At 40.0% G+C, this 24,665-nt stretch carries 25 protein-coding genes and 1 riboswitch; of the genes, 13 read left to right on the top strand and 12 right to left on the bottom strand.

The window, feature by feature from the left end; genetic code table 11:
• Positions 1-13: 13 nt before the first annotated feature.
• Both IIB39_04330 and IIB39_04325 read left to right on the top strand, forming a co-directional pair.
• On the top strand, positions 14-1,393 hold the full coding sequence (locus IIB39_04330) for a tryptophanase (protein ID MCH8927927.1): 1,380 nt from the start codon (positions 14-16) through the stop codon (positions 1,391-1,393).
• On the top strand, positions 1,390-3,225 hold the full coding sequence (locus tag IIB39_04325; protein ID MCH8927926.1) for a S8 family peptidase: 1,836 nt from the start codon (positions 1,390-1,392) through the stop codon (positions 3,223-3,225). The genes IIB39_04330 and IIB39_04325 overlap by 4 nt, the downstream gene beginning before the upstream one ends.
• A 3-nt stretch (positions 3,226-3,228) precedes the next feature.
• Here the strand turns inward: IIB39_04325 and IIB39_04320 are convergent, their stop codons facing one another.
• Genes IIB39_04320 through IIB39_04305 form a run of 4 tightly spaced genes read right to left on the bottom strand, consistent with a single transcriptional unit; the run spans position 3,229 to position 5,360 of the window.
• Positions 3,229-3,615 carry a DUF302 domain-containing protein gene (locus IIB39_04320; GenBank protein MCH8927925.1) on the bottom strand — a complete coding sequence of 129 codons (387 nt, stop codon included), beginning with the start codon at positions 3,613-3,615 and terminating at the stop codon, positions 3,229-3,231.
• A gap of 27 nt (positions 3,616-3,642) precedes the next feature.
• The gene (locus tag IIB39_04315) at positions 3,643-4,158 is read right to left on the bottom strand and encodes an NUDIX hydrolase (protein MCH8927924.1); all 516 of its coding nucleotides are present in this window, start codon (positions 4,156-4,158) and stop codon (positions 3,643-3,645) included.
• An 8-nt stretch (positions 4,159-4,166) separates the two neighbouring features.
• On the bottom strand, positions 4,167-4,703 hold the full coding sequence (locus tag IIB39_04310; GenBank protein MCH8927923.1) for a spore maturation protein: 537 nt from the start codon (positions 4,701-4,703) through the stop codon (positions 4,167-4,169).
• A gap of 12 nt (positions 4,704-4,715) precedes the next feature.
• Positions 4,716-5,360, bottom strand: a complete 645-nt coding sequence (locus IIB39_04305; protein MCH8927922.1) for a nucleoside recognition protein — start codon at positions 5,358-5,360, stop codon at positions 4,716-4,718.
• Positions 5,361-5,506: 146 nt separating this feature from the next.
• Here IIB39_04305 and IIB39_04300 point away from each other — a divergent pair, with 146 nt between their 5' ends.
• From IIB39_04300 to IIB39_04270, 7 genes are all read left to right on the top strand, one after another.
• Positions 5,507-6,421, top strand: a complete 915-nt coding sequence (locus IIB39_04300; GenBank protein ID MCH8927921.1) for an LD-carboxypeptidase — start codon at positions 5,507-5,509, stop codon at positions 6,419-6,421.
• Between the two features lie 24 nt (positions 6,422-6,445).
• Positions 6,446-6,805, top strand: coding sequence for a hypothetical protein (locus IIB39_04295; GenBank protein ID MCH8927920.1), 360 nt, complete (start codon positions 6,446-6,448; stop codon positions 6,803-6,805).
• Between the two features lie 83 nt (positions 6,806-6,888).
• A riboswitch (TPP riboswitch) is annotated at positions 6,889-6,990 on the top strand.
• Positions 6,979-9,402, top strand: coding sequence for a TonB-dependent receptor (locus IIB39_04290; GenBank protein ID MCH8927919.1), 2,424 nt, complete (start codon positions 6,979-6,981; stop codon positions 9,400-9,402). It overlaps the preceding riboswitch by 12 nt.
• Positions 9,399-10,055, top strand: coding sequence for a thiamine diphosphokinase (locus tag IIB39_04285; protein MCH8927918.1), 657 nt, complete (start codon positions 9,399-9,401; stop codon positions 10,053-10,055). Before IIB39_04290 ends, IIB39_04285 begins: the two co-directional genes overlap by 4 nt.
• The gene (locus tag IIB39_04280; GenBank protein MCH8927917.1) at positions 10,048-11,448 is read left to right on the top strand and encodes a sodium:solute symporter family protein; all 1,401 of its coding nucleotides are present in this window, start codon (positions 10,048-10,050) and stop codon (positions 11,446-11,448) included. The genes IIB39_04285 and IIB39_04280 overlap by 8 nt, the downstream gene beginning before the upstream one ends.
• 93 nt (positions 11,449-11,541) lie before the next feature.
• Positions 11,542-12,450 carry a hypothetical protein gene (locus IIB39_04275; GenBank protein ID MCH8927916.1) on the top strand — a complete coding sequence of 303 codons (909 nt, stop codon included), beginning with the start codon at positions 11,542-11,544 and terminating at the stop codon, positions 12,448-12,450.
• 229 nt (positions 12,451-12,679) lie between these two features.
• Positions 12,680-15,400: a pyruvate, phosphate dikinase gene (locus IIB39_04270; protein ID MCH8927915.1), complete on the top strand. Its 2,721-nt coding sequence runs from the start codon at positions 12,680-12,682 to the stop codon at positions 15,398-15,400.
• Between the two features lie 66 nt (positions 15,401-15,466).
• Here IIB39_04270 and IIB39_04265 read toward each other — a convergent pair whose 3' ends face one another.
• Genes IIB39_04265 through IIB39_04255 form a run of 3 tightly spaced genes read right to left on the bottom strand, consistent with a single transcriptional unit; the run spans position 15,467 to position 17,432 of the window.
• A complete protein-coding gene (locus IIB39_04265; protein ID MCH8927914.1) occupies positions 15,467-15,802 on the bottom strand; it encodes a heavy-metal-associated domain-containing protein in 336 nt (111 codons plus the stop codon).
• A gap of 35 nt (positions 15,803-15,837) precedes the next feature.
• Positions 15,838-16,458: a hypothetical protein gene (locus IIB39_04260; GenBank protein ID MCH8927913.1), complete on the bottom strand. Its 621-nt coding sequence runs from the start codon at positions 16,456-16,458 to the stop codon at positions 15,838-15,840.
• Positions 16,459-16,481: 23 nt separating this feature from the next.
• Positions 16,482-17,432, bottom strand: a complete 951-nt coding sequence (locus IIB39_04255) for a TerC family protein (GenBank protein ID MCH8927912.1) — start codon at positions 17,430-17,432, stop codon at positions 16,482-16,484.
• 205 nt (positions 17,433-17,637) lie between these two features.
• Between IIB39_04255 and IIB39_04250 the strand changes: the two genes are divergently transcribed.
• On the top strand, positions 17,638-17,898 hold the full coding sequence (locus IIB39_04250; GenBank protein MCH8927911.1) for a hypothetical protein: 261 nt from the start codon (positions 17,638-17,640) through the stop codon (positions 17,896-17,898).
• Between the two features lie 89 nt (positions 17,899-17,987).
• Here the strand turns inward: IIB39_04250 and IIB39_04245 are convergent, their stop codons facing one another.
• Together IIB39_04245 and IIB39_04240 are read right to left on the bottom strand one after the other, a co-directional pair.
• Positions 17,988-19,139, bottom strand: coding sequence for a hypothetical protein (locus IIB39_04245; GenBank protein ID MCH8927910.1), 1,152 nt, complete (start codon positions 19,137-19,139; stop codon positions 17,988-17,990).
• A gap of 300 nt (positions 19,140-19,439) precedes the next feature.
• Positions 19,440-20,117 (bottom strand): CADD family putative folate metabolism protein, encoded by a 678-nt coding sequence (locus tag IIB39_04240; protein MCH8927909.1) that lies wholly within the window; start codon positions 20,115-20,117, stop codon positions 19,440-19,442.
• A 192-nt stretch (positions 20,118-20,309) separates the two neighbouring features.
• On the opposite strand from IIB39_04240, the gene IIB39_04235 reads away from it, so the two are divergent.
• The 3 genes from IIB39_04235 (at position 20,310) to IIB39_04225 (ending at position 22,430) form a co-directional block, all read left to right on the top strand.
• Positions 20,310-21,164 carry a hypothetical protein gene (locus IIB39_04235; protein ID MCH8927908.1) on the top strand — a complete coding sequence of 285 codons (855 nt, stop codon included), beginning with the start codon at positions 20,310-20,312 and terminating at the stop codon, positions 21,162-21,164.
• A gap of 297 nt (positions 21,165-21,461) precedes the next feature.
• Positions 21,462-21,722 (top strand): hypothetical protein, encoded by a 261-nt coding sequence (locus IIB39_04230; GenBank protein ID MCH8927907.1) that lies wholly within the window; start codon positions 21,462-21,464, stop codon positions 21,720-21,722.
• Between the two features lie 309 nt (positions 21,723-22,031).
• Positions 22,032-22,430, top strand: a complete 399-nt coding sequence (locus IIB39_04225; protein ID MCH8927906.1) for a hypothetical protein — start codon at positions 22,032-22,034, stop codon at positions 22,428-22,430.
• 738 nt (positions 22,431-23,168) lie between these two features.
• Here the strand turns inward: IIB39_04225 and IIB39_04220 are convergent.
• The 3 genes from IIB39_04220 to IIB39_04210 form a co-directional block, all read right to left on the bottom strand.
• Entirely contained in the window at positions 23,169-23,477 is a 309-nt protein-coding gene (locus tag IIB39_04220) for a hypothetical protein (protein ID MCH8927905.1), read from the bottom strand.
• 369 nt (positions 23,478-23,846) lie between these two features.
• Entirely contained in the window at positions 23,847-24,068 is a 222-nt protein-coding gene (locus IIB39_04215) for a ferredoxin (protein ID MCH8927904.1), read from the bottom strand.
• Between the two features lie 44 nt (positions 24,069-24,112).
• Positions 24,113-24,499: a response regulator gene (locus tag IIB39_04210; protein ID MCH8927903.1), complete on the bottom strand. Its 387-nt coding sequence runs from the start codon at positions 24,497-24,499 to the stop codon at positions 24,113-24,115.
• Between the last annotated feature and the right edge of the window lie 166 nt (positions 24,500-24,665).

Raw genomic sequence — 24,665 nt, 5'->3', positions numbered from 1 at the left:
GGAGTATAGCATTATGAAATATCCCGCCGAACCGTTCAGAATTAAAGTTGTGGAGCCGATTAAGCACACATCTCTTGAAGAACGAAAAAAACTAATCAAAGAAGTAGGATATAACGTTTTTTATCTTCCGGCGGATAGTATTTATATTGATCTGTTGACAGACAGCGGGACAAGCGCTATGTCCGACAAGCAGTGGGCGGGATTAATGATAGGAGATGAATCCTACGCAGGCAGTAAGAATTTCTTTCATTTTGAGAAAGTTGTTCAGGAGTTAACAGGATTCAGTTATGTAATTCCTACTCATCAAGGTCGAATGGCGGAGAATTTACTTTTTTCTTCAGTAGTGAAGGAAGGAGATTTTATTCCGAACAACAGTCACTTTGACACCACAAGAGCAAACGTTGAAAAGAACAAAGGAATCGCTGTGGATTTGGTTATCAGCGAAGCGAAAGAACCGTCTAATTTGCATCCCTTTAAAGGGAATATCGACCTTGATAAATTGGAGGACCTATTAAAGGAACACGGTAAGGATAAGATTCCCCTTGGAATGCTTACGGTAACAAATAACTCCGGCGGGGGGCAGCCTGTAAGTATGAAAAATATAAAGGAAACTTCCGAATTGCTCCACAAATATGATATTCCGTTTTTTCTCGACGCTTGTCGGTTCGCAGAAAACTCTTATTTCATTAAAATAAGAGAAGAAGGATTTGCCGACCGTCCTATTCGCGAAATCGCCCAAGAGACCTTTTCATACGCCGACGGATGCACTATGAGCGCTAAAAAAGACGGGCTGGTGAACATCGGCGGATTTGTAGCGTTAAACTCAAAAGAAATAAAGGAGCAAATAACAAATCTTCTCATACTCGTTGAGGGATTTCCCACATACGGAGGACTTGCCGGAAGAGATTTGGAGGCGATGGCGATAGGATTGGAAGAAGTTACAGACGAAGATTATCTTTCTTTTAGAATTAATCAGGTGAAAAATCTTGGTGAAATGTTGACCGATAAGGGAATTCCCATTGTCCTGCCGCCGGGGGGACACGCAATTTATATAGACGCTCTCGGTTTCCTGCCGCACATTCCTCGGGACCAATTCCCCGCTCAAGCTTTGACTGCTGCCCTTTATATGGAGGCGGGCGTGAGATCCGTGGAAATCGGGAGTCTTATGTTTGCTCATCCGGACTCGGAAACCGGCGAAACGATTTATCCCGATCTTGAACTCGTACGACTTGCGATTCCGAGGAGAGTTTATACTAATATGCAAATGAACTATGTTGCCGAGTCTTTGATAAGTTTATTCAAGAATCGAGATAAAATAAAAGGCTTGAAAATTACTTATGAAGCTCCGGTATTGAGACATTTCACCGCCCGGCTCGAGGAAGTCCAAGATTGAATGGATCCCGCCTTGGTGTCCTTTTCATTTGGTGCCTCCTGTTTCTCTATTTCAATGATTTTTCTTACGGCCAAAAAAGCTCATCGTTCGCTTATGTACAAAAAGAACTCGGTCGTGCTAAAAATTTGTCTGATTCAAACGTTTCTCTAAATAAGTATGTTTCGAATAATAAGGAATCAATCACCGTTTGGTTGTTTTTCACCGATAAGGGAATCAGAGATAACAGAACCCTAAACGAAAAGCTTCGTGATTACGAATTTAACAGAAACAGTTTGAGCCTTTCTAAACGAAAAAAACCGAACAGAACATTTGATTTCACTGATTTACCCGTTGAACCTTCGTATTTGAAAGAAATATCGACTCATATTTCTAAAATCAGGCAGGTGAGCAGATGGTTTAATGCGGTAAGCGTGGAGCTGCCGATAGCAAACCTTGAAAGATTAAATCAGCTCCAATTTATATCCCGCATTCAGCCTCTTCAGCGGTTAAGCCATTCTATTCAAAAAATTAATCTCGAACGTGAAATTCATTTCAGGAAGAATTCCTCATCCGTGATGTTGGATTACGGAATTTCGTTCGACCAGCTTAATCAGATAAATGTTGTTGAAGCCCACAATGCGGGTTATACGGGCAAAAATATTATTATTGCGATGTTTGACAGTGGATTCCTGCTCTCTCATAATGCTTTTAGCCACATTTTTGATTCCGGCAGGCTCATTGTCCAAAAAGATTTTGTGGGCGGAGATAACAATGTACAGGATGAGGGCTCGGAAAACGATCATTGGCACGGTACAAGCACATGGTCGGCCGTAGGCGGTTTTCAGGAGGGTACTCTTATAGGAGCTGCATACGGCGCAAGTTTCATCCTTGCGAAAACCGAAAATATCGCCTCTGAAACAAAAATGGAGGAGGACAATTGGATAGCCGCCGCTGAGTGGGTAGAACAACTCGGCGCTGACGTAATCAGCTCATCTTTGGCTTACCTGGATTTCGACGGAACAGACGATGATTATTCAGTTTCTGACCTTGACGGAAATACCGGCTTGATTACAATTGCTGCTGATTTAGCCGTTTCGAAAGGAATTATAGTCGTTACGGCAATGGCAAATGAGGGTCCGAAAGCCACTTCTCTTTGGATGCCTGCCGATGGTGATGATGTTATAGCCGTTGGAGCGGTTACCTCCTCCGGTTTTCCTGCACCCTTTAGCTCGCGTGGACCGACCGCTGATGGAAGGATCAAACCTGATGTTGTCGCAAGAGGAGTTTTAGTTTCATCGGCTTCAAGCTCAAACGATTCGAGTTTCGGAGTTTCTAACGGTACTTCTCTTTCCACGCCTTTAGCAGCAGGCGCTGCTGCGCTGGTCATTGAAGCCAATCCTTGTTGGTCGCCTGCGGATGTAAAAAACGCTCTGAAGAGCACTGCCGACAACTCCGGATTCCCGAATAACGAAATCGGTTGGGGACTTATTGATGTTTTGGCGGCAATTAACTTCAGCGGATTAACGAGATGTGATTCTACATTTGGAACAATTATTTCGGTTCAAAATGTATTCCCGAATCCATCGTATTCCGGTATATCAACACTGCGGTTTGCAATCCCCGACAATCCCGAATTTCGCAACGGAGTGGATTTTCGTCTTCTAATATATAACATCTTGGGCCAAAAAATAGCCACCGTAAACGAGGGAATATTGCTTCCAAGATTTACACCCTATACGGAATCCTGGCTCCATAAAACCGATTCAGGACATAAGGTTGCCTCAGGAATATATTTTATGAAATTAATATTAAATAGCAGGACTTTTTCGAAAAAATTTGTTGTGCTTAAATAATTTCTAAATGTTATTGTACACTTCTGTCAGAAGTTCCTTCGCTTTTGAAGATACTTCAGTCAATGCCTCCGAATCCTCTGCCACATTTACCATTATTTCCGGATTAAGAAACGATACTACGGTCTTGTCATCTTCCTCATAAACTATCACATTACACGGAAGCAAAAGACCTATTTCAATCTCCGCTTGAAGTGCGCTATGCGCAAGACTTGGATTACATGCGCCCAATATCATATATTTCTGAAAATCCACATCTAATTTATTTTTCAAGGTACTTTTTACGTCTATGGTTGTGAGAATTCCGAATCCCACTTTTTTCAGCTCTTCACTGACTTTTTCAATTGCATCATCGTATGACATATCCACAGTTTTTGTCATATAGTACTCCATCGTTTCAAACTCCCTTCTTTTTAAACTTTAACTATTCTCTAACATCGTATAAGCCGTGTCAATAATCTGCTCATGGCTTCTGAATGTTAGCTTCGGTAATTTTTCTTTCGGATAATACTGTACTTCAAGAGCATCGTCACCCGGTATAAAATCCTGTCCTTTCCGAATTTCTATCTTATAAGCGATTACTACAACATCCCCGTAAAATCCACCTATTGTAGTATCTACCGTAATAATTTCTCCGGGGTTGACGTTTACTCCGGTCTCCTCAAGCAGCTCTCTTTTAACAGCCTGCTCCGAGGTCTCACCCATTTCAATGAATCCCCCCGGTAGACACCATGAACCAATATCGGGTTCCACTCCCCGCTTTACAAGAAGAATTTCCTTTTTATCGTTGAATGAAATACCGACTACGGATGGAACAGGGTTCTTATAAAACACTCTACCGCAATTTGGACATTTTTCTCTTTTCCGCCCGTCTATTTGACTCAGTTCGATTTCGTCATGCCCGCAGTAGGGACAATATTTAAATTTATTTATCATACTAAAAATTATCTAAACACAATATTACTTATGAAAACGGCAGCCAGAATTCCGGCGACATTTCCGCCAAGCGCAGCGGGAAGCGCGTGTCTTCCGTTTTTTATACCAACAGAACCTAAATAAACAGCGAGGATATAAAACGTTGTTTCTGTGGAACCCATCATACTTGAAGTCACGAGTCCGATAAAAGAATCCGGTCCGTAAGTATTAAGCAGATCGCTCATAACTCCGATTGCTCCGCTTCCTGAAAGCGGCATCATAAATGCCATTGGTATGGTCTCCGGGGGCATCCCTATTAAGTTTGTTATCGGACCCAGCAAAACAGTCAGGTAGCTCAAAGCTCCCGAAGCTCTGAATATTCCTACCGATACCAATATCGCCACCAGAAACGGCATTATCCTTACAGCAACATTGAAACCTTCTTTAGCCCCGTCCACAAATACCTCGTAGACCTTTATTTTTTTAAAATATGCGTAAAGAGGAATAAGTAATATTATTAATGGTATAGCAACAGCTGATATTCCTTCAATGATACTTTGGAACATTATCCCCTCCCCTTAGGCTTTTTGTTCATTCGGTTCAGAAATCGCGTTTGCCAGGCGAAATCGTTTCATTTTGGACAGCAGCATCGCTAAAGTAATCGCTACGATTGTTGAGCAGGTTGTAGCAAATAGTATGGTTCCGATAACGCGCGCGGGGTCAGCCGAACCTGTGGCTACACGGATTCCTATAATCGTTGATGGTATTATCGTAACACTTGAAGAGTTCAGAGCTAAAAAAGTCACCATCGCATTAGTTGCCGTTTCTTCATTTTTATTTAATTTTTGGAGTTCTAACATCGCTTTTAGCCCCAGTGGAGTCGCGGCGTTTGCCAAACCAAGCATATTCGCTGAAATATTCATTATCATTGCGCCCATTGCCGGATGATCAGCCGGAACATCAGGAAAAAGGCGTACCATTATTGGTCTAAGAAGCTTCGCAATGATATTTATCAAGCCGGATTCTTCTGCCAACTTCATAAGACCAAGCCAGAGCATCATAAGACCAATCAATCCAATTGCAAGTTCAATGGATGTTTTAGACATATTAAATGCCGCTGCCGTAATTTCCCGTAGAGGCTCAAGATCACCGTTCACTATAGAATTAATTATCGCCACGCTAATGCCGATTACAATCAGACCAAGCCATACGATATTTATCATCTTCCCTCCAAATTGTTGTTACAGCAAACAGAATTACTTCCAAAAGTAAAACCTTTATCTTCTACGTGCAAGACGATTTCTGTTGAGATTATATTTCTTCCAAGTTATTTTCCTCACTATTATTGTAAGTATACAAATGGTGCTATTTGAATTATAAATTCCCTCCTCCTCTCAAAATTGGAGATACTATCGCTGTTATTGCTCCCTGTTCAGCTGCACAGAAAGATAAAGTTGAAGAAGGTCTTGCCTATCTTACGGATAAGGGGTTTATAGTAAAAATTGCCAATAATCTATCAAATGCGAACGGAAATATGGCTGGTACTAAAGAAGAACGGATAGATTCCTTACACGATTTCTGGGCTGACCCGGAAGTGAAAGCTCTTTTTTGCGTCAGAGGCGGATATGGAATACATAGAATATTGCCCGATCTTAATTATGATTTGTTTCGCTCAGACCCGAAAATATTGGTGGGATACAGCGATATATCCGCGTTGTCTTGCTCTATTCTGGCGAAATCCAATTTAATTACTTACTCCGGTCCAATGGTAGCAAGTGATATGGGCGAAAATTTCAATCTATTTTCGGAAGAAATGCTCTGGCGAACACTTATGGGCTATCCTAAGATTCCTAATCCTTCAAAACAACCTCTGATTGCTTATCGGAAAGGGAATGCGGAGGGATTTATAATTGGAGGTACGCTTACAGTTTTACTTCCGTTTTTGGGTACATCTTATATGCCGAACCTTAAAGGAGCTATTTTGGTATTGGAAGACATCGGTGAAAATCCAGGTAGATTAGACAGGCACTTCCATCATTTGAAATTTCAGGGTGTGTTTGATCAGATTTCGGGCTTGGTTCTCGGAAAATTCGAGGACTGTTTCCCAAATGATAAAGATTCTGTTGAATCTCTAAAGGAAATACTTGATTCAACACTTGAAGATTATGATTTCCCTGTCCTGATGAATCTCGCGTATGGACATATCAACAGAAGAGTAACGCTTCCTTTCGGGGCAATGGCCAAGATCAGCACTGATCCGCCTCAATTTGAATTAATAAAATAATCTATATATGTGGAGTAAATAATTTTGATTTGGAGTATTCTCGCATCGTTCGCTGCAATCGGTACAGGTTTTATGTCAACACTATGCTGCGTCGGTCCGGCGACGCTTAATGTAATAGGTCTTGCCGGATTTAATATAGGTCCATGGTTTGCCGAAAACAGGCCTTACAATGTTACGGCAACTATATTGCTGTTAGGTGCGGCATATTATATGGAATATGGTCGCACGCAAAAAGATGAAGGTGAAGCCGGCGGTGAAGGAATTTCATTAGAACCGAAAACGGAGAAAAAGAACTGGGCTAAAATTGCTCTCTGGACCGCTTACGGATTAATTATGTTTTTCAAGCTCACGCCCGAGGTTATTACTTTCGTTTATAATCACTGATATTTAATAACCTTTCCTTAACTCTTTTCCCACAAAAAAACCTCTCAATTATTGCTCTTCGCAATAATTAATATTATACTGTAAATATGACACAGGGGTGACGGATTTGCCTAATTCGCCTGAGAACATACCCTTTAAACCTGATCTGGATAATACCAGCGGAGGGAGGTATAATGAAAAAACTCGCAATTCTATTATCTATAATCATAATCACGTTCCCGAAAGTATCAATAGGACAACTCACAGGTGATATCAACGGCAGCGTATTAAACTCGGAAAACGACACACCCATAGTTGGAGCTAATGTCCTCGTGGAGGGCACATTCTTAGGAGCCGCCACAGATGAGAATGGCGATTTCGTCATTCCAAACGTACCTGTTGGCGAATACACTATCAGCGCCGGTGTTATAGGATACGGAGTTAAAAAACTCAAAATCAGCGTCATGCCTGATAAGACGTTTCTATCGTTTTCGTTAACTCCTATAATTTTGCCCGGCGAAAAGGTATTGATAACTGCTTCAAGAGCTATCAGCGGCAAGACGCCAATCGCATTCAGCAATATTGATTCTAAAACATTATCAGAAAAATATTCATCTCAGGAACTTCCTCTGCTTCTTAACGAAGTTCCCAGTCTTTATTCATATTCAATGACCGGCAACGGGATGGGATATTCTGAAATCAAAATTAGAGGGTTCGATCCGACCCGGGTTGCCGTCACTCTGAACAATGTTCCGTTGAACGATCCGGAAGATCACGTAACTTATTTTTATGACATCGCGGATCTTTCGGCGAATGTGCGTGATGTTCAGGTACAAAGAGGAGTAGGAAATTCGCTTTATGGAACTGCCGCAATCGGAGGCTCCGTAAATATTCAGACTAAAGGTTTAGGCGTGGAACCGGGAATGAACTTTTCTGGCACATGGGGTGATTATAATACTCGCAGATTGAATTTTTCTTACGGCACCGGAATAGTTAATAATAATTACTCTGCCTATGGAAGGTTTTCGAAAGTAGAAACAGATGGCTACCGAAGAGATTCCGGCGTGGATGCCTGGTCGTACTTCCTTTCCGGCACACGCTATGACAAAGATATGAGCACCACCGTAAATATTTTCGGCGGACCATTAGTCGCGAAATTCGCATGGTTCGGCATCACGAAAGATGAGCTGGCTGATGAAAAGAGTCGTCGTGCAAACTATTATTCGCCTGCGGATCATAATGGTTTTTTTGAGAATCAGGTTGATGATTTCCTTCAAAGTCATTATCAAATTTTGAATGATTATAAAGCGTCTGATGAATTGAGAATAGAAAATACGCTGTTCCATATCAAGGGAGACGGATTCTTTCAGGATTACAAATCAAGCGGAAATCCCTTCCAATATAATCTCAATGACAAAAATCCTTCCGATCTTGTCCGTAAACAGATTGTGGACAAATCTCAATGGGGATGGCTGCCTCGTGTTACGCTTACAAAGGAGAATTGGTCTCTTTCGGTAGGAGGAGAATTCAGTTTTTTCAATTCCGATCATTGGGGCGAAGTCGTGTGGACAAAAGAAAGTAATCAGTCTCTTCCCGATAACAGATATTACGGCTACAAGGCGGATAAATCATCCTCCACCGTTTACGCCCATGGAGTTTATGGTCTCAACGAGCTCACCGAATTGATGCTTGATTTCCAATTTCAGCATTTGAGGAATCATTTTGATCAGGAAGTTGTAGGCGCTTTTCAAAATAATTATGAATATAATCTGAATTATACTTTTCTTTCTCCACGTATCGGCATTAATCGAATTCTTAATGACGAATTGTCTATCTTCGTAAATTTTTCGATTGCGAAACGTGAGCCGAGAGATGCGGACATCTATGATGCCGATAATCCGTTTATATTGCCGTTATTCAGAGTCAACGCTGATAACAGTCTCGACTTCGATACTCCATTAGTAACCGAAGAAACGTTATATGATTACGAGTTAGGGAGCACATGGCGCACTTCAACAGCATATCTTAAGACAAATCTTTTCTGGATGGATTTCAGAAACGAAATTGTTCCTACCGGACAGGTAGATGAAATTGGTTTACCTGTTTATTTTAACGCTGATAAATCCATTCACAGAGGAATAGAATTTGATGCCTCAATGAATTTCAGCGCCGGATATTATCTGTCAGGAAATTTCAGTCTTAACGATAATTATTTCGTTTCATATAATGAAGTAGGTAATTTTTTCTCTGACGACAGGTTTCCCATTGACCGTTCAGGTAATAAAATTGGAGGGTTTCCCTCATATCTTGGCGGTTTTAAATTTGGTCAGAGAAAAAAACAGTTCAGCTCTTCTGTTTACGTGAGATTCGTGGGAAAACAATATCTGGATAATTCAGAGTCCGATGATTTATCTATTAATAGTTACCGGGTGACAGATTTTTCTGTTAACTATGATTTTTCCGGCACTGACTCCAAAATTCCCCTTTCATTGCAGTTAAACGTTAATAACCTCTTCAACAGAAAATATGAAACACATGGCGCAGTGGATAGTGGAATAGGTTTTTTCATTCCGGCAGCGCTCAGGAACGCATATTTAACTCTGGTTATCAAATTGTGACAGATAAAAAGATATCGGTTATTATCGCCAACGGAGATTTTACTGCCTCGGAAAGGATAACTGGTGTTCTTAAATCTGCCGATAGAATTATATGCGCTGACGGAGGCGCAAATCATTTAGTTTCAACAGGCTTCACTCCTGATTTGATTATAGGGGATATGGATTCTCTGCTCCCCGTTACTCAAAAAAAATATAATGACATCGAATTCTTAAAGGATACAAGCGAGCAAACTACCGACTTAATGAAAGCTGTAGACCATGAAATATCTATCGGTATAGACAGAATAATATTTTTAGGAGTAACGGGCAACAGGTCCGATCATACTATGGCGAGTTTCAGCTTGCTGAAGATATATGCGCCAATCGTTGAAATTTCCATACTCAATACTTTTGCTGAAGTTGATTATATTAGAAAATCATTCACATTTGAATCTCCAATAGGCAGAAAAATATCTCTGATGGTTATGAGCGGCATTTCATCAATAACATCTCAAGGATTGAAATGGGAACTTAACGGAGAATCGTATGATTTCAGCCCATTCGGAGTAAGTAACGAAGTAATGAGTTCACCGGTGATTTTAGACATTGAGGGAGATGGCGCGTTTTTATTCAGGCTATTCGAAATGAACGACGGATCGCCTTTACTTGAATAGCATAACATTCAGCTCGATAGATCTGTTTATTATCGCCGGCTATTTCTGCTTAGTTATTTTTTTGGGGATTCGGGCCGGTAAAAAAAAGAACGATACTGCCGAAAGTTATTTTTTAGCCGGAAGACGGCTGACAATTCCCGGATTCGTTGCAACACTTGTGGCGACATGGTACGGGGGGATTCTCGGGATTGGTGAATATTCTTATCAAAACGGATTATCAACCTGGCTTATATTTGGGCTTCCATACTATCTTTTTGCTGCAATTTTTGCTGTTTTTCTATCCAAAAGAATACGCGAAGGTAATTCGCTCACAGTCCCTGAAATGCTTTACGAAAACTTTGGGAAAGCCTCCGGTTTATTCGGCGGTCTGCTGATTTTCATTATTTCCTCACCTGCTGCACACGTGCTGATGCTCGGTGTATTACTAAATCTACTGTTCGGGTGGAGTTTAGGTCTCTCTATTCTTATCGGCGCGCTGTTTTCAATGGCATACGTTTTTTCAGGCGGGTTTCACGCGATCGTTGCCACTGACAAACTCCAATTCGTTTTTATGTTTTTTGGGTTCGGTTTGTTGCTGCCGTTCGCTATTAATGAATATGGCGGAATAGAATTTTTGACCTCTACGCTTCCGTCAGAGCATATGACATTAAGTGGCGGCAAATCATTTTCCTATATTATTGTATGGTTTTTCATCGCACTCTGGACGATCGTTGACCCTTCTTTCCATCAGCGGTGCGCAGCGGCTAAAAACTCGTCAACAGCGCGAAAAGGAATTTTTATTTCTATAGCGTTTTGGTTCCTCTTCGATCTAATGACTGTTAGCGCGGGTCTCTATGCCAGAGCGGTTTTACCCGGTATTGAACCCTTACAAGCTTATCCTCTCCTGGCTGAACTTTTGTTACCCCCTTTTATAAAGGGCATATTCTTCATCGGTTTACTCTCAACAATAATGTCAACTATTGATAGTCTCGCCCTCATATCTGGAGTCACTATTAGCAAAGATATTATTGGTAGGCTCGGAAAAAATGTTCCACTCAATATTGATATTTATTATTTACGTTTTGGAGTTATAGCCACGTTTTTCATCGCTCTGACAATTGCGTATTTCCTGCCGAGTGTCGTTGGTATATGGTACACATTTGGAAGCCTGTTTATTCCCGCTTTGCTTATCCCTGTTGTGACGAGTTATTTCCCTCGTTTTCAATTGAATGGACGTTCCACATTCTGGCTTATGCTGCTCTCCTTTACAGCCGCTGCAATTCAACTGACCTTAGGTTATTTAAACGGCTCACAGGCAGAACCTTTATATCCCTTCGCTATTGAGCCTATCTTTCCGGGGCTTGCCCTATCATCCGCTCTATACTTTCTCTTTTTATTAAAGGAACATTCTTAATTCGATATGGAACTAAGAGGATGATTCAGTAGTTAAATCAGTACTACTTTTTTAAGATATATTAGTTGAAATCAAAAGTTGGGAGGAAATCTTATGATTGTCCGTTCAGTCTTAGCTACATCAATATTATTCATTTTTTTTAATGTAGAAGCAGTGGCAGAAGATAATAATATAGCAAAGCTTCAACGCTTGTTCATATCACCAACTGCTTCGATGTTAGAATCTGCTTCTCTAAATGTATCGGGTGGAGGAGTGTTTGGAGTAGATAGCAGGGGTAGCGGAAGAAGTCATTTCAGATTGGGTCTTGGCGGAGTCGGGGAGTTGGCGATTTCGCAGCAGGTACTTTTCACCAATATATTCCCCAGCGGCACTACATTGGATACTAAATCTCTGAAAATCGCGGTGATTCCAAATGTGAATTTCGGTAAATCAATTTCAATGTCTTTTTCCGGGTTGGTTCGTAGTTCAAATTGGGCAGGGCAGGAAAGTAACAGAATTTATATAGCAGCAGATGGCTTATTATCTGGTGCAAATCTTCGCACTGCCGGATTTGAAACCCGCTTCGCATCTTTTTATTTTATCAGCACTATAAAGTATAAAAACGCAACCTTTCATTTTGGACCGATTATATCAGATTTTAGGTACAGGAACTTATCCCTTTCGTTTTTTGATTCAAATTCATTCTTTGATACTAAAGAACGTTCAAGAGTCAGGACAGGAGGATTTATTGGATTTACGAATATGGTAAATTCATCCACAATGATGATATTCGACGTAACTACCGTTCCAAGATTACACTTGGATGCCAGGACGCCGTCTATAAGTTTGAGAGAGGATATGCTGGTATTATGGGGACTTAGATATTTTATGCACGATTTTATTTCTCTTGATACGGCAATGAGATATTATTATTCCCAAACAGAACTATCAGACATTCAGGTGAAAATTGGTCTGAATGTTAATCTTCCATTAATAAGGATATTAGATGAAGTAAGGTCCTAAGTGATTTATTTTGAAAACGGGATAGATGTCTGATTCTATCCCGTTTTCAAATATCCTTAAAATTCACCCTCATCCCTTCCCGCCTGAAATATAGTAATCCATATTAGTAGAATTATCGCATAGACAGATTGCATTTAGAACCAGCAGTGCCTATCTTTCGCATCGAAATTTATGAAAATAAAATTTCAGGCGAGTTTAATATAAGAAAATTTAAAACAGGACTTAATTGATGAAATATGTTTATTCTTTTGGGAGCGGCAAATCTGAAGGCGCCAGTGAAATGAAAAATCTGCTTGGTGGAAAAGGAGCAAATTTAGCAGAAATGAGTAATTTGGGTATTCCCGTTCCGCCGGGATTTACATTATCTACAGAAGCATGCGTTTACTTTATGGAACATGATGAATCGTTGCCTGATGGATTTAATTCTGAGGTGCTGGAGCATTTGAAAAAAGTCGAAGAAATTATGGGTACCAAATACGGTGACGCGGATAATCCGCTTCTCTTGTCCGTGCGTTCAGGATCAAGGCAATCGATGCCCGGAATGATGGATACGGTGTTGAATCTCGGAATGAACGAAGGCACTCTTGCAGGATTCGTGAAAAAAACCGGAAATGAAAGGACTGCCTGGGATTCTTTCCGCAGGTTTCTGTATATGTATGGAAACGTTGTCCTTGGTGTGGAACCCAGTAAATTTGAGCATCTTATTGAAAAAATGAAAAATGACCGTGGAACGGAGATGGACACAGACCTTACCACGGATGACCTGAAAGAACTCGTCGACAGCTATCGCCAGCTAATTAAAACCGACACCGCCAGTCCATTTCCGGAAGATCCTATGGATCAGCTTTGGGGTTCTATCAACGCAGTTTTCAAGTCGTGGAACCTGCCGAGAGCTATCGAATATCGGAGAATAAATCATATTCCTGACCATTGGGGAACAGCCGTAAACGTACAGGCGATGGTTTTTGGCAATATGGGCGATTCATCCGCTACGGGCGTAGCATTCACCCGTGATCCCGCCACGGGCAATAATATATTTTACGGGGAATATCTCGTTAACGCTCAGGGTGAGGATGTAGTTGCGGGTATCAGGACTCCACAACCTATCAACGAAGAGATAAAATCCGACGATTCGCAGATAACGTTAGAAAGCATAATGCCTGAACTTTATTCAGACCTCAACGATATACGAAACAAACTGGAAACTCATTATCGGGATACCCAGGATATCGAGTTCACAATTCAAGAAGGTAAAATTTGGATGCTTCAGACCCGCATGGGGAAAAGGACGGCTCTGGCAGCTCTCAATATCGCAGTGGATATGGTGGAAGAAGGTCTGATTACAAAGGAAGAAGCATTGCTCAGAGTCGATCCTGAACAACTTAACCAGCTTCTCTTCCCCATTTTTGACATCAATGACCTGGCTCAGGCAAAAACCGACAATAGAGTTCTCGCTCGCGGGCTAAACGCCGGTCCGGGAGCAGCCTCGGGTAAGGTGGTATTCACAGCGGCTGAAGCTGTTAGGCTCAAAGAGCAGGGAGTAAAAACTATTTTAACCCGCACAGAAACCTCCCCTGAGGATATTTCAGGGATGTATGCCGCCGAAGGAATCTTAACTGCCAGAGGTGGTATGACTTCACACGCCGCAATAGTTGCAAGAGGTATGGGGAAATGTTGTGTGGCTGGATGCGGCGCAATCACCGTTGATTATTCTAAAAAACAATTTAGTGTTGATGGAACGGTGGTCAAAGAAGGCGATGAAATTTCCATCGACGGTAATACAGGCGACGTGATTCTCGGTGTCATAAAGACCAGTCCGTCTGAGATAGTTCAGATTCTCGCCACAAAGAGTATGAAACCGGAAGAATCTCTTATATTCCAAAAATTTGAAAAATTGATGAAGTGGGCTGACGATGTGAGAAAACTTAATGTTCGTACTAATGCCGACACACCACATGATGCTGAAGTAGCTGTCGCATTCGGCGCCGAGGGTATAGGACTTTGCCGGACCGAGCATATGTTCTTTGAAGGCGATAGGATAGACGCCGTGCGGGAGATGATCCTTGCGGATGATTTAGCAGGCAGAGAAAAAGCTCTTGATAAATTGCTCCCTATGCAGAAGGAGGACTTTATCGGCATTTATAAAGCGATGAATGGATTGCCTGTAACAATCAGAACGCTTGATCCGCCGCTTCACGAGTTCCTGCCGCACGATGAAAAGGATATCCGTGATCTTGCGGAAAAAATGGGAGTCAGTTACGAACATCTTCAGGCTAAGGTAAATTCTTTGCATGAAACAAACCCGATGCTTGGGCATAGAGGATGCCGTTTGGGGCTTACATACCCCGAAATTACGGCGATGCAAGCTCGTGCCATCATAGAAGCCGCCGTAGAGGTTAAGAAATCAGGAATAGACGTAAAACCTGAAATAATGATACCGCTGGTGGGACATTGGAAAGAACTACGAGACCAGAAAGCCGTGGTTAAAGAAGTGGCAGATAAAATTCTATCCGATAGCGATATTGAATTGGATTATATGATAGGAACAATGATTGAACTTCCAAGGGCGTGCCTGACCGCCGACCAGATCGCAAAAGAAGCGGATTTTTTCTCTTACGGAACCAACGACCTCACTCAGATGGCATTCGGATTCAGTCGTGATGATGCGGGAACGTTTCTTGGTGAATATGAAAAGAAGAAAATTTATGAGCGAGATGTATTTCAGACAATAGACTTCGACGGTGTGGGTGAACTGATTAAGATTGGTGTGGAAAAGGGACGCTCAACGCGACCTGATCTAAAGATCGGTATATGCGGTGAACATGGCGGTGATCCGTTATCCGTTGAATTCTGCCACAGCCTTGGTTTTAATTATGTATCTTGTTCTCCTTATCGAGTTCCAGTAGCTCGACTTGCAGCGGCACAAGCTGTCTTAAAAGAGAATAAATGAAATAATATAAGCCCGGCATACTCTGCTGGGCTTATATCTTAAAACCTGTCAGTTAGAGAAACAGTGTTATTTTGTTTCTTTACTCTCCGCAGTAACTACTTCGCTGTCAAAACGGGTATCTTTTTTCACGGTAGAGGCAATTTTTTCAGGATTTGTTTTTTGCTTGTCGTAGGTAACAGTAGCTAAACCGGAGTCAAGATCGAGTTTAACGGATTCAACACCTTCGGCAGATGTCATTGACTTTTCAGCCGTCTTTGCGCAAAAGCTGCAGCTCATACCTTCTATTTTAATAACTGTAGTCTCAATATCGCTATCACCTTTTCCCGAAGCGAGTAATTGATTTGAATGAATGCCGATACCAATAATAAATATAGAAAGGACAACTAATTTAATTTTACTCATAATACTCTCCTTTTCCGGCAGCGACTAAGATAACGTCAATATACGAAATAAGCAAGAATTCCCAAAAGTATCAAAACTACGCCTGTAACGGTTTTTTCGTTATGTTCTAAAAAATGCCAGTTAAGTCTCGCTGCTCCCTTCAATCCAAGGTCAACCAACAGAATCATTCCGAGTATGCTTACTATAAGATAAACAAGTGAAACCGTAATTATTCCCGTCCATCCGTATAATGCCGCCGAAAGATAATAAACTTCTATTTCAACGCAAGGCGAGAAAAACATTGCAGTGCTGAGAGAAATAATAATTGCGGTTTTACTGTTTTTTACGGAAATATTTTCTACACCGTGACTGTGGGCATGAGATTGCTTTAAGCCTGAAATTATATACAATGCTCCCAACCCAAAAAGTATAAATGGTACTATTATTCTAAAAGTTGATTCATAGGCCTCCGAAAGTCTAAATCCTAATAAACCAATAGCAATGCCAATTAGAATAGTGCTTGCCGTATGAGCAAATCCCGCTATCGCAGTGGCTGTGAGTGTTTCCCGTCTTGACCAGTTTTCTGATTTACTGATTGCTACTAAGGGCAGCCAATGATTGGGAATAGACGCATGTATCGCGCTCAGTACCAAACTTCCGATAAATAGTTGAATCATTTTTAAATCATATTCAGAGTTGCTTATTCAGCTGAGGGCGGCTCAATTTCACTTTCGGCGGCAATTTTGGGAGGTTTCATAATTGAGGCAACAATCGAGACGGTTAATATCAAGGCAACAACGCCCAGAGCGACCGGTATCGGAATTTCATAAATGTCTGAAAGAATCATCTTGACTCCCACGAACGATAATACAAATCCAAGCCCATATTTAAGATAGTGAAACATTTCGAGAACACCGGATAAAGCAAAATACAGAGCTCTCAAGCCAAGAATTGCAAATACATTTGAAGTGTAAACAATAAAGGAATCATTAGTTATGGCGAAAATTGCAGGAATGGAATCCACCGCAAATGCGAGATCTGTCACTTCCACCACAAGAAGTACAATTAATAATGGCGTAAAAAATCTTTTTCCGTCAATTTTTACAATAAACTTGTCTTCATGATAATCTTTAGTCATAGGTAAGAATTTTTTCGCCAATTTTATTACCGGATTCCTCTCGGGGTGAACGCTTATTCCCTCCTGTATTGCCATTTTTATTCCGGTATACACTAAAAATACTCCAAGAATATATATGACCCAATGAAAATTGCTGATGAGTACCGCCCCAACTGCAATGAGAGCGCCCCTCATTACAAGAGCGCCGAGAATACCCCAGTATAGAACCTTATGCTGGTATCTTTTTTTCACCCCGAAGTAATTGAATAATATGGCGAAGACAAAAATATTGTCCACACTTAACGACTTTTCGATGAGATACCCTGTAAGAAATTCAAGAGCGGATTGATAGCCGAACCAATAATATACTCCAACATTAAATGTCAAAGAAGTGACGACCCAGCCTAAGCTCCAATAGAGAGCAGCCTTAACAGAAATTTCTTTGGATTTACGATGGAATACGCCAAGGTCAAGGGCTATTAGAACCAATATTAGGACGTTAAAACCTACCCACCATGATAAACTGTGCGTCACTTACCGTTCCTTAATTATAAATGTTATTCCGCATTCCAACAGGAATATTTGATTTCTCAAAGGTATCTGTTAAAACTACTTTCAATTCAGCAGACTAATTAAATCATTATAAATTTAATTTGCACTAAATAATTCAGATTGTTGATTACATATTTTCTATTTCTTATATTTTTATGAAAGGCGATTATTATGCAAATATATAATATTGAGTAAATTTGATCATACCGCCGAACAATTTGGTTCGGAAAAGATCTTTAAAGCTTATCTTAAGCTTGCGAGGCAAACTGCTCACGACCTGAATAATACTCTTTTCCCAATATTAACCGGAGCCGAGTTAATCTTGGAAGACAGTACTGACATTGAAGCCGTTAGCGAAACCGCTTCTGATATAAAAGAGTCCACTGAAAAGGCAATTGAGATTTTAAAAAATTTTATTGACGAAACCCAATCTCTTGATCCGGAATGATTAGTTAGATATTTAAGAATATATTTCTGAAAATGAGAGGCGGGCTATAATATAGCCCGCCTTATTTTTCTGGTTTGTTGTTTTCGAGGTTATTCGAACTGAAGCTTATATGTGTACCCTATCATTCCTCCGGGAATTGCGTGCGCTATCGCCGCTCCGTCAAAAACTGCAATGGAGAAGTAATATTCATCATCCAGATCATCGAATTGAATGTCCGTTAGGTTATTCCCTGTTACCAACTTTCTCTTCAATTCCAGATTCCATTTCCCACCGGAATAATTATGATAAGCCGCAACATCGCCCCTGTCGCCTACGAACGCTGATACATATACGCTCGGCAGGAGGATATTTGAAGTAAGAGAAAAATCACCGGGTGATAATCCGTTGCCGTCTTCATCGCTGAGCGCCATTGTTGTGGTATCAATGGAGACTATCAGCTTCGCTGTTCCGGCTGCGATCTCTGTATCAAGAATCCAATGATAATCAGTGCGACCCGGTATCCAATATTTTGGGACAGTGTATGTTAACGTATCGCCTAATGCGGTTATCACTTCCAGCGTTTGCTTGTTATTCTTGTATCCTCCGCTCGTTTTGGGATCGGATTTTCTGCCGTTTCCGGTCGAAAATTCTATGTATTTATCGTCTAACAGGTTGGTTGGACCTGTTCTAACTCGTTTCCAATGCCACGTATCACCCAATTCACCATCAGCGTTTGTCGCCATATACTCACCATGGCAAATAACTCCACAACCCTGAGAATTAAAATTTGTGATAGTGTTATTATTGTTCCAGATGACCGCGAACTTATCTTCATACGCAGGATTTACACCATATTCATCCGGCTCTTTCTTTGGCATTTGCATCCAACTATTTGCGGTTGAATTAAAGTACCATGATTCGCGTTGAAGTGATTCAGACGCATCCCCTGTCCATTGGAAAAGAAAGTAAATGTCTGTATCAGTATACACGGATTTTGCCGTTACATTATATGTATCGCCCACATAATCACTCCAGAAAAAGGAGTAGTTTGGGACAACTACGTTTTCGAACGTAAGAGTCCGTGCGTCAGCCCATAAGGCATCCACATTACCATCCATTGTCGGAGCAGAAGTTACGCTCATTGAAACAAGAGCATTATCATCGTAAGTCGGTCCGGTTATCTTTGCCTCATCTTCGCTGCATGCAGCAAACCATAATCCCATTGTCACTATTAATATGATATTTATTATTTTATTTTTCATTTTTAACCTCATTTCTGTCATCATTCATACTTACGTCTTTAATAGTACAATTTGTGTGCCAATAAATTAACGTGAATGAAGAGAACTATATTAGTTGCTATAAATAGCTGATATTACTGAATTTGTATTATAGATAAACCTGATTCGAATTCAAGCTTAGGCGATATTTTACGGCCGATTTTCTCAAATATTAGAAAAATCAATTCCTATCTACGATAATCAGCAGACTAATTAAATACGAAATATATACCAATTTTGCACAACTATTACTTCTCGAAAACGGCTTTTGATCGGACAGTACTATGCCGAGGCGTATTCTCTCTGTACTCCATCAAGAATCATATTATATGCGGACATAGCTTCTCTCACACTATCCATAATTTCATTTCTCACATCCTCGCTCAATTCTTCGCTTGAAATGACATTTCGCCATATTTCTGCGTGCAGAATGTCCACCTCTTTATGGAGCGTAAAATATTCTAAACCCTTTTCCCCGTCAATCCCATAGTATTTTTTCAGACCATCTATCTTGATACCTGCTATTTCGGGTACTCGAGATTCATAAGCATAAAGTGCCGCCGAACCTGCGAGATAGTGTCTATTCCTGCAAATATCAGTTAATATTTCCATAGCCTTTTCAGTCTCTTCAAGAGATTTGGAATTGGTTATTTCTTCTGTGGATAACGATAAAGCCTTGGCGAAGTTCAACCAGAGCACAGGATGTGGCTTTTCAAAATTTTCTTCTTCAGCAAGATTTTCAAGAATTGATTGCCTGGTAACTAAATCCTCACAGTTGGAGTGGACAGCGCTTAATAAACGCGGGAACATATTAACAAACTGATAATATTGAATTGCGTATCCGCGTAACGATTCGATCGAAAGGGCGCCCTCAGACCATGCCTGATAAAATGGATGTTTTAAAAGGTCTCTTTCCATGATTTCTTGGTCTATATCCGCCAATAGTTTAGTATCATTCATATTATTTCAGGCTCCTTCTTGATTTAATATTTTCTCAATTTTTTCGTCCTAAAATAAACCTAAACCAATCTCAGTTATTTATCAAGATAATATTTCGGGTGAACTTAACTATTTTAAGGGTTTTATATAAAATGCGATTACAAATATTATAATTAAAAAACATCTTGATTGGCAATAAAGCCGAAATTATCTTTGATTCAAGATACAAACTTAAAATTTCATATGATGAAAGATACTCCATTTCCACCAATATCACTTCCCGTTGACGAGGAGAAGCTGCAAACACTCCGGAAACAGCTAAGAGCCGGCTTTCTTATATCCAGTTATTTTCAGGAAAAGAATGATGATTTGTCCACAATAACTTTTGCTTTGCACTCTAATGAGGGAGTTGAATCATTAATATCTATTCCTGACGGTGAGTTAGTCCAGGAATTTTTAAATTCTGATGAATACGAGCAGCATAAAAGAACTTTAAAGGAAAAAGCCGCTTTTCTTATTGATCTCGTAGAGTTTTCTCATCTTCCGGTAAACGATCAGTTAAATTTACTTGTGCGTTATCAATGTGAACTGAACTACGCTATAGAAGAATTTGATGTTGAGCATAAGATTTCTATCGGAGACGGTACTATAATAGTGCTGGCAACAAACGCCATTCCCCAACTTCTTCAATGTATATTTAAGGTGCAGACCCAATTTGAACGATATAACCGGGATTTTGGACAGAGCTCTAACCTTATTCGATGCAGATATGGTGTAAATATAGGCACTTGCTTTGATTTTCGTGATATTAATAGCCATTGGAACGTTCTCGGTCCCGGAATTAACGATGCGCAACGACTTGCTTCCTTCGCTAAGGGTTATCAGGTTATCGTCTCTTCTTCTGTGAAGGAACGGTTCAAGGCAAAAGAACTATTAGCCCCGGAAAGCATTAAAGTAAGCTTCAGTTCTGAAAAAAGGGCTCACGATAAGCATAATAGAGAACATTCCTATTACGAATTGAAATTTTCAGTGATTAAAAAGCCGTTCAGCGTTAGATGGCAGTTTTAATTGATAAACGCACCTAATTATTTTATTATCAGTAAGTTATCATACTAATATCATCTGATTGACCCTAATCAGATAATTAATATAATTTATTTAAAAAAACTTAATAACTCTAAGTTCTATATATTCAATATATTAACTCCATAGATTTCTTCCGAAATATACATATATTAAAATAATATTAAAAAAACCTTGACAAAGCATATAGATTATACTATATTAACCGTGCAAATCGAGCATATAGTGTATAAAGACTTAAACAACATACTAAATAATCAGACAGAAACCGAGGGAAACCCAATGAAATCAAGAACAAACAAAGTGCTTTTACCTTTATTAGCGTTCGCACTGTTGTTCTCAATAGGATGTGACTACGCATCAGTAACAGCACCGGAACCAATAGAAGCACAATCTACATTAGATGCATCACCAGCCAATGATATTGATTCAAATAACGATTCATTTGCCAAAAAAGGCGGCAAGAAGAGTTCAACTGATGACGGAACTTCTTCGGTCGGTGGTAACAACAATCAAAATACACGTTACGGGTGGGCATTTTAGTTGATTTCCAGCTTTAGTGACACCAATCACGGTCAAGAATTCTAAAAATAGTATCTTAACCGCATAATGTTTGGGAGAACAAATCATATTATTTTTAAATCTAACAAAACAGGGGGAAATCCAATGAAAGCACGTACGCGTGGATTGCTTCTACCTTTAATGGCTGTTGCATTGTTGTTTTCAGTAGCATGCGACTATGCGGCAACAACTGCGCCTGAAGCAGCAAAAGCATCAGCGCCGATTACAGGTGAAGCAAGATCACTGGCAGACGTCAACTTCCTGAAGTGGAGTGCCGCTTCATGGAAGCAAATGACATCGCTAAACGCGTCAACAGTTGCAGGCAAGACTATTACTGTCACTGCAGGCGGCACGGTTGGCGGAAACAAGACATTTGGTAATATCGTAGAGATACCGGCAGGAGCGGTAGACGATAACACCAAGATCACAGTAGAAGTTACATGTATGGACAACCAGAACCCCTGCTCGGCAGAGGTTGAGTTTTTGCCCAGCATGACCTTCAATGTAGACGTAAAAGTAACAATGAACTATGGCGCTCTCGGATTTGACGGCGATCCCTATATGATAGAGATCTACTGGATCCAGGAAGACGGCACAGGCGGTGAAGTAACCACTTATACCGTTGATGAGTCGAATCAGACCATCGTATTTTATGTCAATCATTTCACACGTTACGGTTGGGCATATTAGCTGATTGCTCGTTTGATTTAATCAAGATTTACAAAACTTCCAGTTAATAAAAATATAATTCAAAGTTTTGCGCAGGTTAATCCGACTCCAAAAGTCGACCCATACCGAAAGTCCTTAAACCTGTCCCATAAACGTTGGTTATGACACACAATTCGCAGTGCCAAAACTCATGAAACGAGAGTTTCTGACAATTAGCTTTTGAGACAGTGGTGAAGTGTTTAATAAACGGTCGTTTTTAAGATACTCAAAATCGTAAATCAAAACTTCAGGAGGTTCTCTTTGAGACTCCACTGTTTAACTCATTTTATTGACATATGGGCAGAATCACTGTATCTTAGAAACATTCTAATAGTAACATAAGATGTGAACCAAAGAATGAGGGCTGGTCACCCTCTCCGTTTTGGATTATAAAAATGTGAATATTTATCTTATCATTAAAAAGATTTTGGATATAGAGTATTACAATTCGTTAAACAGACCCTTGATAGATACAGACAACCCCCTCGAAGTATAATGCTGAAAGTAGGATATAGGGTTTAGAATAATGAATAGTATTGTGATTCCCAGTAGAACCATAATTGCACCTAAAATTCTTAGTTTTGAAACTGAGTGTCCTTCTCATATTTTCACCTTGCTCTTTTTGATGATAATATTTTTTCTACTATTCTTTATCATATAATTTAAAATGGGAAGAAAATAATATTTCATCTAGTAGGTTGATCTACGCTGACCAATTGATTAAGGATTCCATTTTTTCCATTTGTCATAGTTTTCATAGAGTTCAACATTGAGTGCTTTGTGTTCCTGTTCATCTAGCATATATCCACACTTGTTCAGCCAAGCATCATAGATTTTCATTGCCTCATCAGTGTATCCATATTCATCCTGATATAGTATGAATACCCTGATTGTTTCCTCACAGTCCAGTACGTTAGCCCCTGCAATGTATAGAATTATGAATGATACAGACAACATTATCATAATCATTGCCATAATTCTGATGACTTTGGTTAATCGTGATGTTCTTTTCTTTGGTTCCTCAGCCATTCTCTGACTAGTTTGTTGTGATTTTTAAGAATATCCACTGTTTTCTTTGGACTGATCACGTACATCGGATAAGAAAATGATTGACCAGTGTTGACCAAATGGTGTGCCTAGTTACAGTCATAGTTCTTTTATGCCTAGTCACAAAGAATTAGGCATGTCAATCACACAGACAGTGGAGGCATATTGCGTAAAGTGTAGATCAAAACGTAATATGGTAGAACCCAAAGCCGTTAAGATGAAGAACGGTAGGGATGCAGTAAAGGGTACATGCCCTGAATGCAAAACAGGGATGTATAGAATCGGGAAACTGAAATAATACATTCTATTTTTTTCTTTTTTTCTTGCGGATTATGCTTGGGCTGGTTGAATTTACGCTTCGGCTGGAAGATCTGGCTTAGCCCCTTCTTTCCAACTGATGCAGTCAACCGGACAAGCTTCAATTGCTTCATCAATCGCTTCTTTATGAGCTTCAAAATCTGCTTCAATAACATCTGCCAAGGCTTCATCGTTAACTTTAAAAACTTGTGGGCAAATTGCTTCACAGGTTCCGCAACCGATACAAACCTTTTTATCTACGTAGGGAATTGACATATATAATATAAATTAAGTTTAATCTTGTTTTATAAACAATTTATTTAAATTTTCTTTTTTAAATACTGCCTTATCTTTTCCTCAACCTCTTGAGGAATAACATCTGACTTAATGATATAGTCTATCGCCCCTAACTTCAAGGCTTTTTTCACTTCATCTTCTTTTCCAATATTGGAAAGCATAATAATCGGAATTCCTTTAGTTTTAGGGTTTTTTTTAAGTTCTTGCAAAACTTTAAAGCCACTTACTCCTGGCATTATAATATCAAGTAAAATCAAATCTGGCAACCTCGCTTTAGTCACAGCAATGCCTTGAAGACCGTTAGCCGCCTTGATCACTTCATAGACGGTTGGGTCAAGTTTAGTTTCCCAAAAATTACGCAAAAAATTTTCATCGTCAACCACTAAAATCTTTGCTCTCTTTTTGGCCATACTTTATTTAGCAGATTTTAAATACTCTTTAACTTTTGCAGCCAACTCAGTCGGGGTAACGCTTGTTTTAATGATGAAATCTTTGGCGCCTAATTTTAACCCTTTTTCAATTTCTTCTTTTTGCGACAGATTGGAAAATATTATAACTGGAATTTTTTTCGTTTGG

The sequence above is a fragment of the Candidatus Neomarinimicrobiota bacterium genome (genome assembly GCA_022573815.1).
Taxonomy (GTDB): Bacteria; Fidelibacterota; SORT01; order SORT01; family SORT01; genus JACZTG01.
This window is presented reverse-complemented; position numbering and strand designations above follow the sequence as displayed.

Coding starts and splice junctions, on each gene's coding strand:
- IIB39_04330 (MCH8927927.1), top strand. CDS start 14: ATGAAATATCCCGCCGAACCGTTCAGAATTAAAGTTGTGGAGCCGATT.
- IIB39_04320 (MCH8927925.1), bottom strand. CDS start 3,615: ATGGAGTACTATATGACAAAAACTGTGGATATGTCATACGATGATGCA.
- IIB39_04315 (MCH8927924.1), bottom strand. CDS start 4,158: ATGATAAATAAATTTAAATATTGTCCCTACTGCGGGCATGACGAAATC.
- IIB39_04310 (MCH8927923.1), bottom strand. CDS start 4,703: ATGTTCCAAAGTATCATTGAAGGAATATCAGCTGTTGCTATACCATTA.
- IIB39_04305 (MCH8927922.1), bottom strand. CDS start 5,360: ATGATAAATATCGTATGGCTTGGTCTGATTGTAATCGGCATTAGCGTG.
- IIB39_04290 (MCH8927919.1), top strand. CDS start 6,979: ATGAAAAAACTCGCAATTCTATTATCTATAATCATAATCACGTTCCCG.
- IIB39_04275 (MCH8927916.1), top strand. CDS start 11,542: ATGATTGTCCGTTCAGTCTTAGCTACATCAATATTATTCATTTTTTTT.
- IIB39_04270 (MCH8927915.1), top strand. CDS start 12,680: ATGAAATATGTTTATTCTTTTGGGAGCGGCAAATCTGAAGGCGCCAGT.
- IIB39_04265 (MCH8927914.1), bottom strand. CDS start 15,802: ATGAGTAAAATTAAATTAGTTGTCCTTTCTATATTTATTATTGGTATC.
- IIB39_04260 (MCH8927913.1), bottom strand. CDS start 16,458: ATGATTCAACTATTTATCGGAAGTTTGGTACTGAGCGCGATACATGCG.
- IIB39_04245 (MCH8927910.1), bottom strand. CDS start 19,139: ATGAAAAATAAAATAATAAATATCATATTAATAGTGACAATGGGATTA.
- IIB39_04240 (MCH8927909.1), bottom strand. CDS start 20,117: ATGAATGATACTAAACTATTGGCGGATATAGACCAAGAAATCATGGAA.
- IIB39_04230 (MCH8927907.1), top strand. CDS start 21,462: ATGAAATCAAGAACAAACAAAGTGCTTTTACCTTTATTAGCGTTCGCA.
- IIB39_04225 (MCH8927906.1), top strand. CDS start 22,032: ATGACATCGCTAAACGCGTCAACAGTTGCAGGCAAGACTATTACTGTC.
- IIB39_04220 (MCH8927905.1), bottom strand. CDS start 23,477: ATGGCTGAGGAACCAAAGAAAAGAACATCACGATTAACCAAAGTCATC.
- IIB39_04215 (MCH8927904.1), bottom strand. CDS start 24,068: ATGTCAATTCCCTACGTAGATAAAAAGGTTTGTATCGGTTGCGGAACC.
- IIB39_04210 (MCH8927903.1), bottom strand. CDS start 24,499: ATGGCCAAAAAGAGAGCAAAGATTTTAGTGGTTGACGATGAAAATTTT.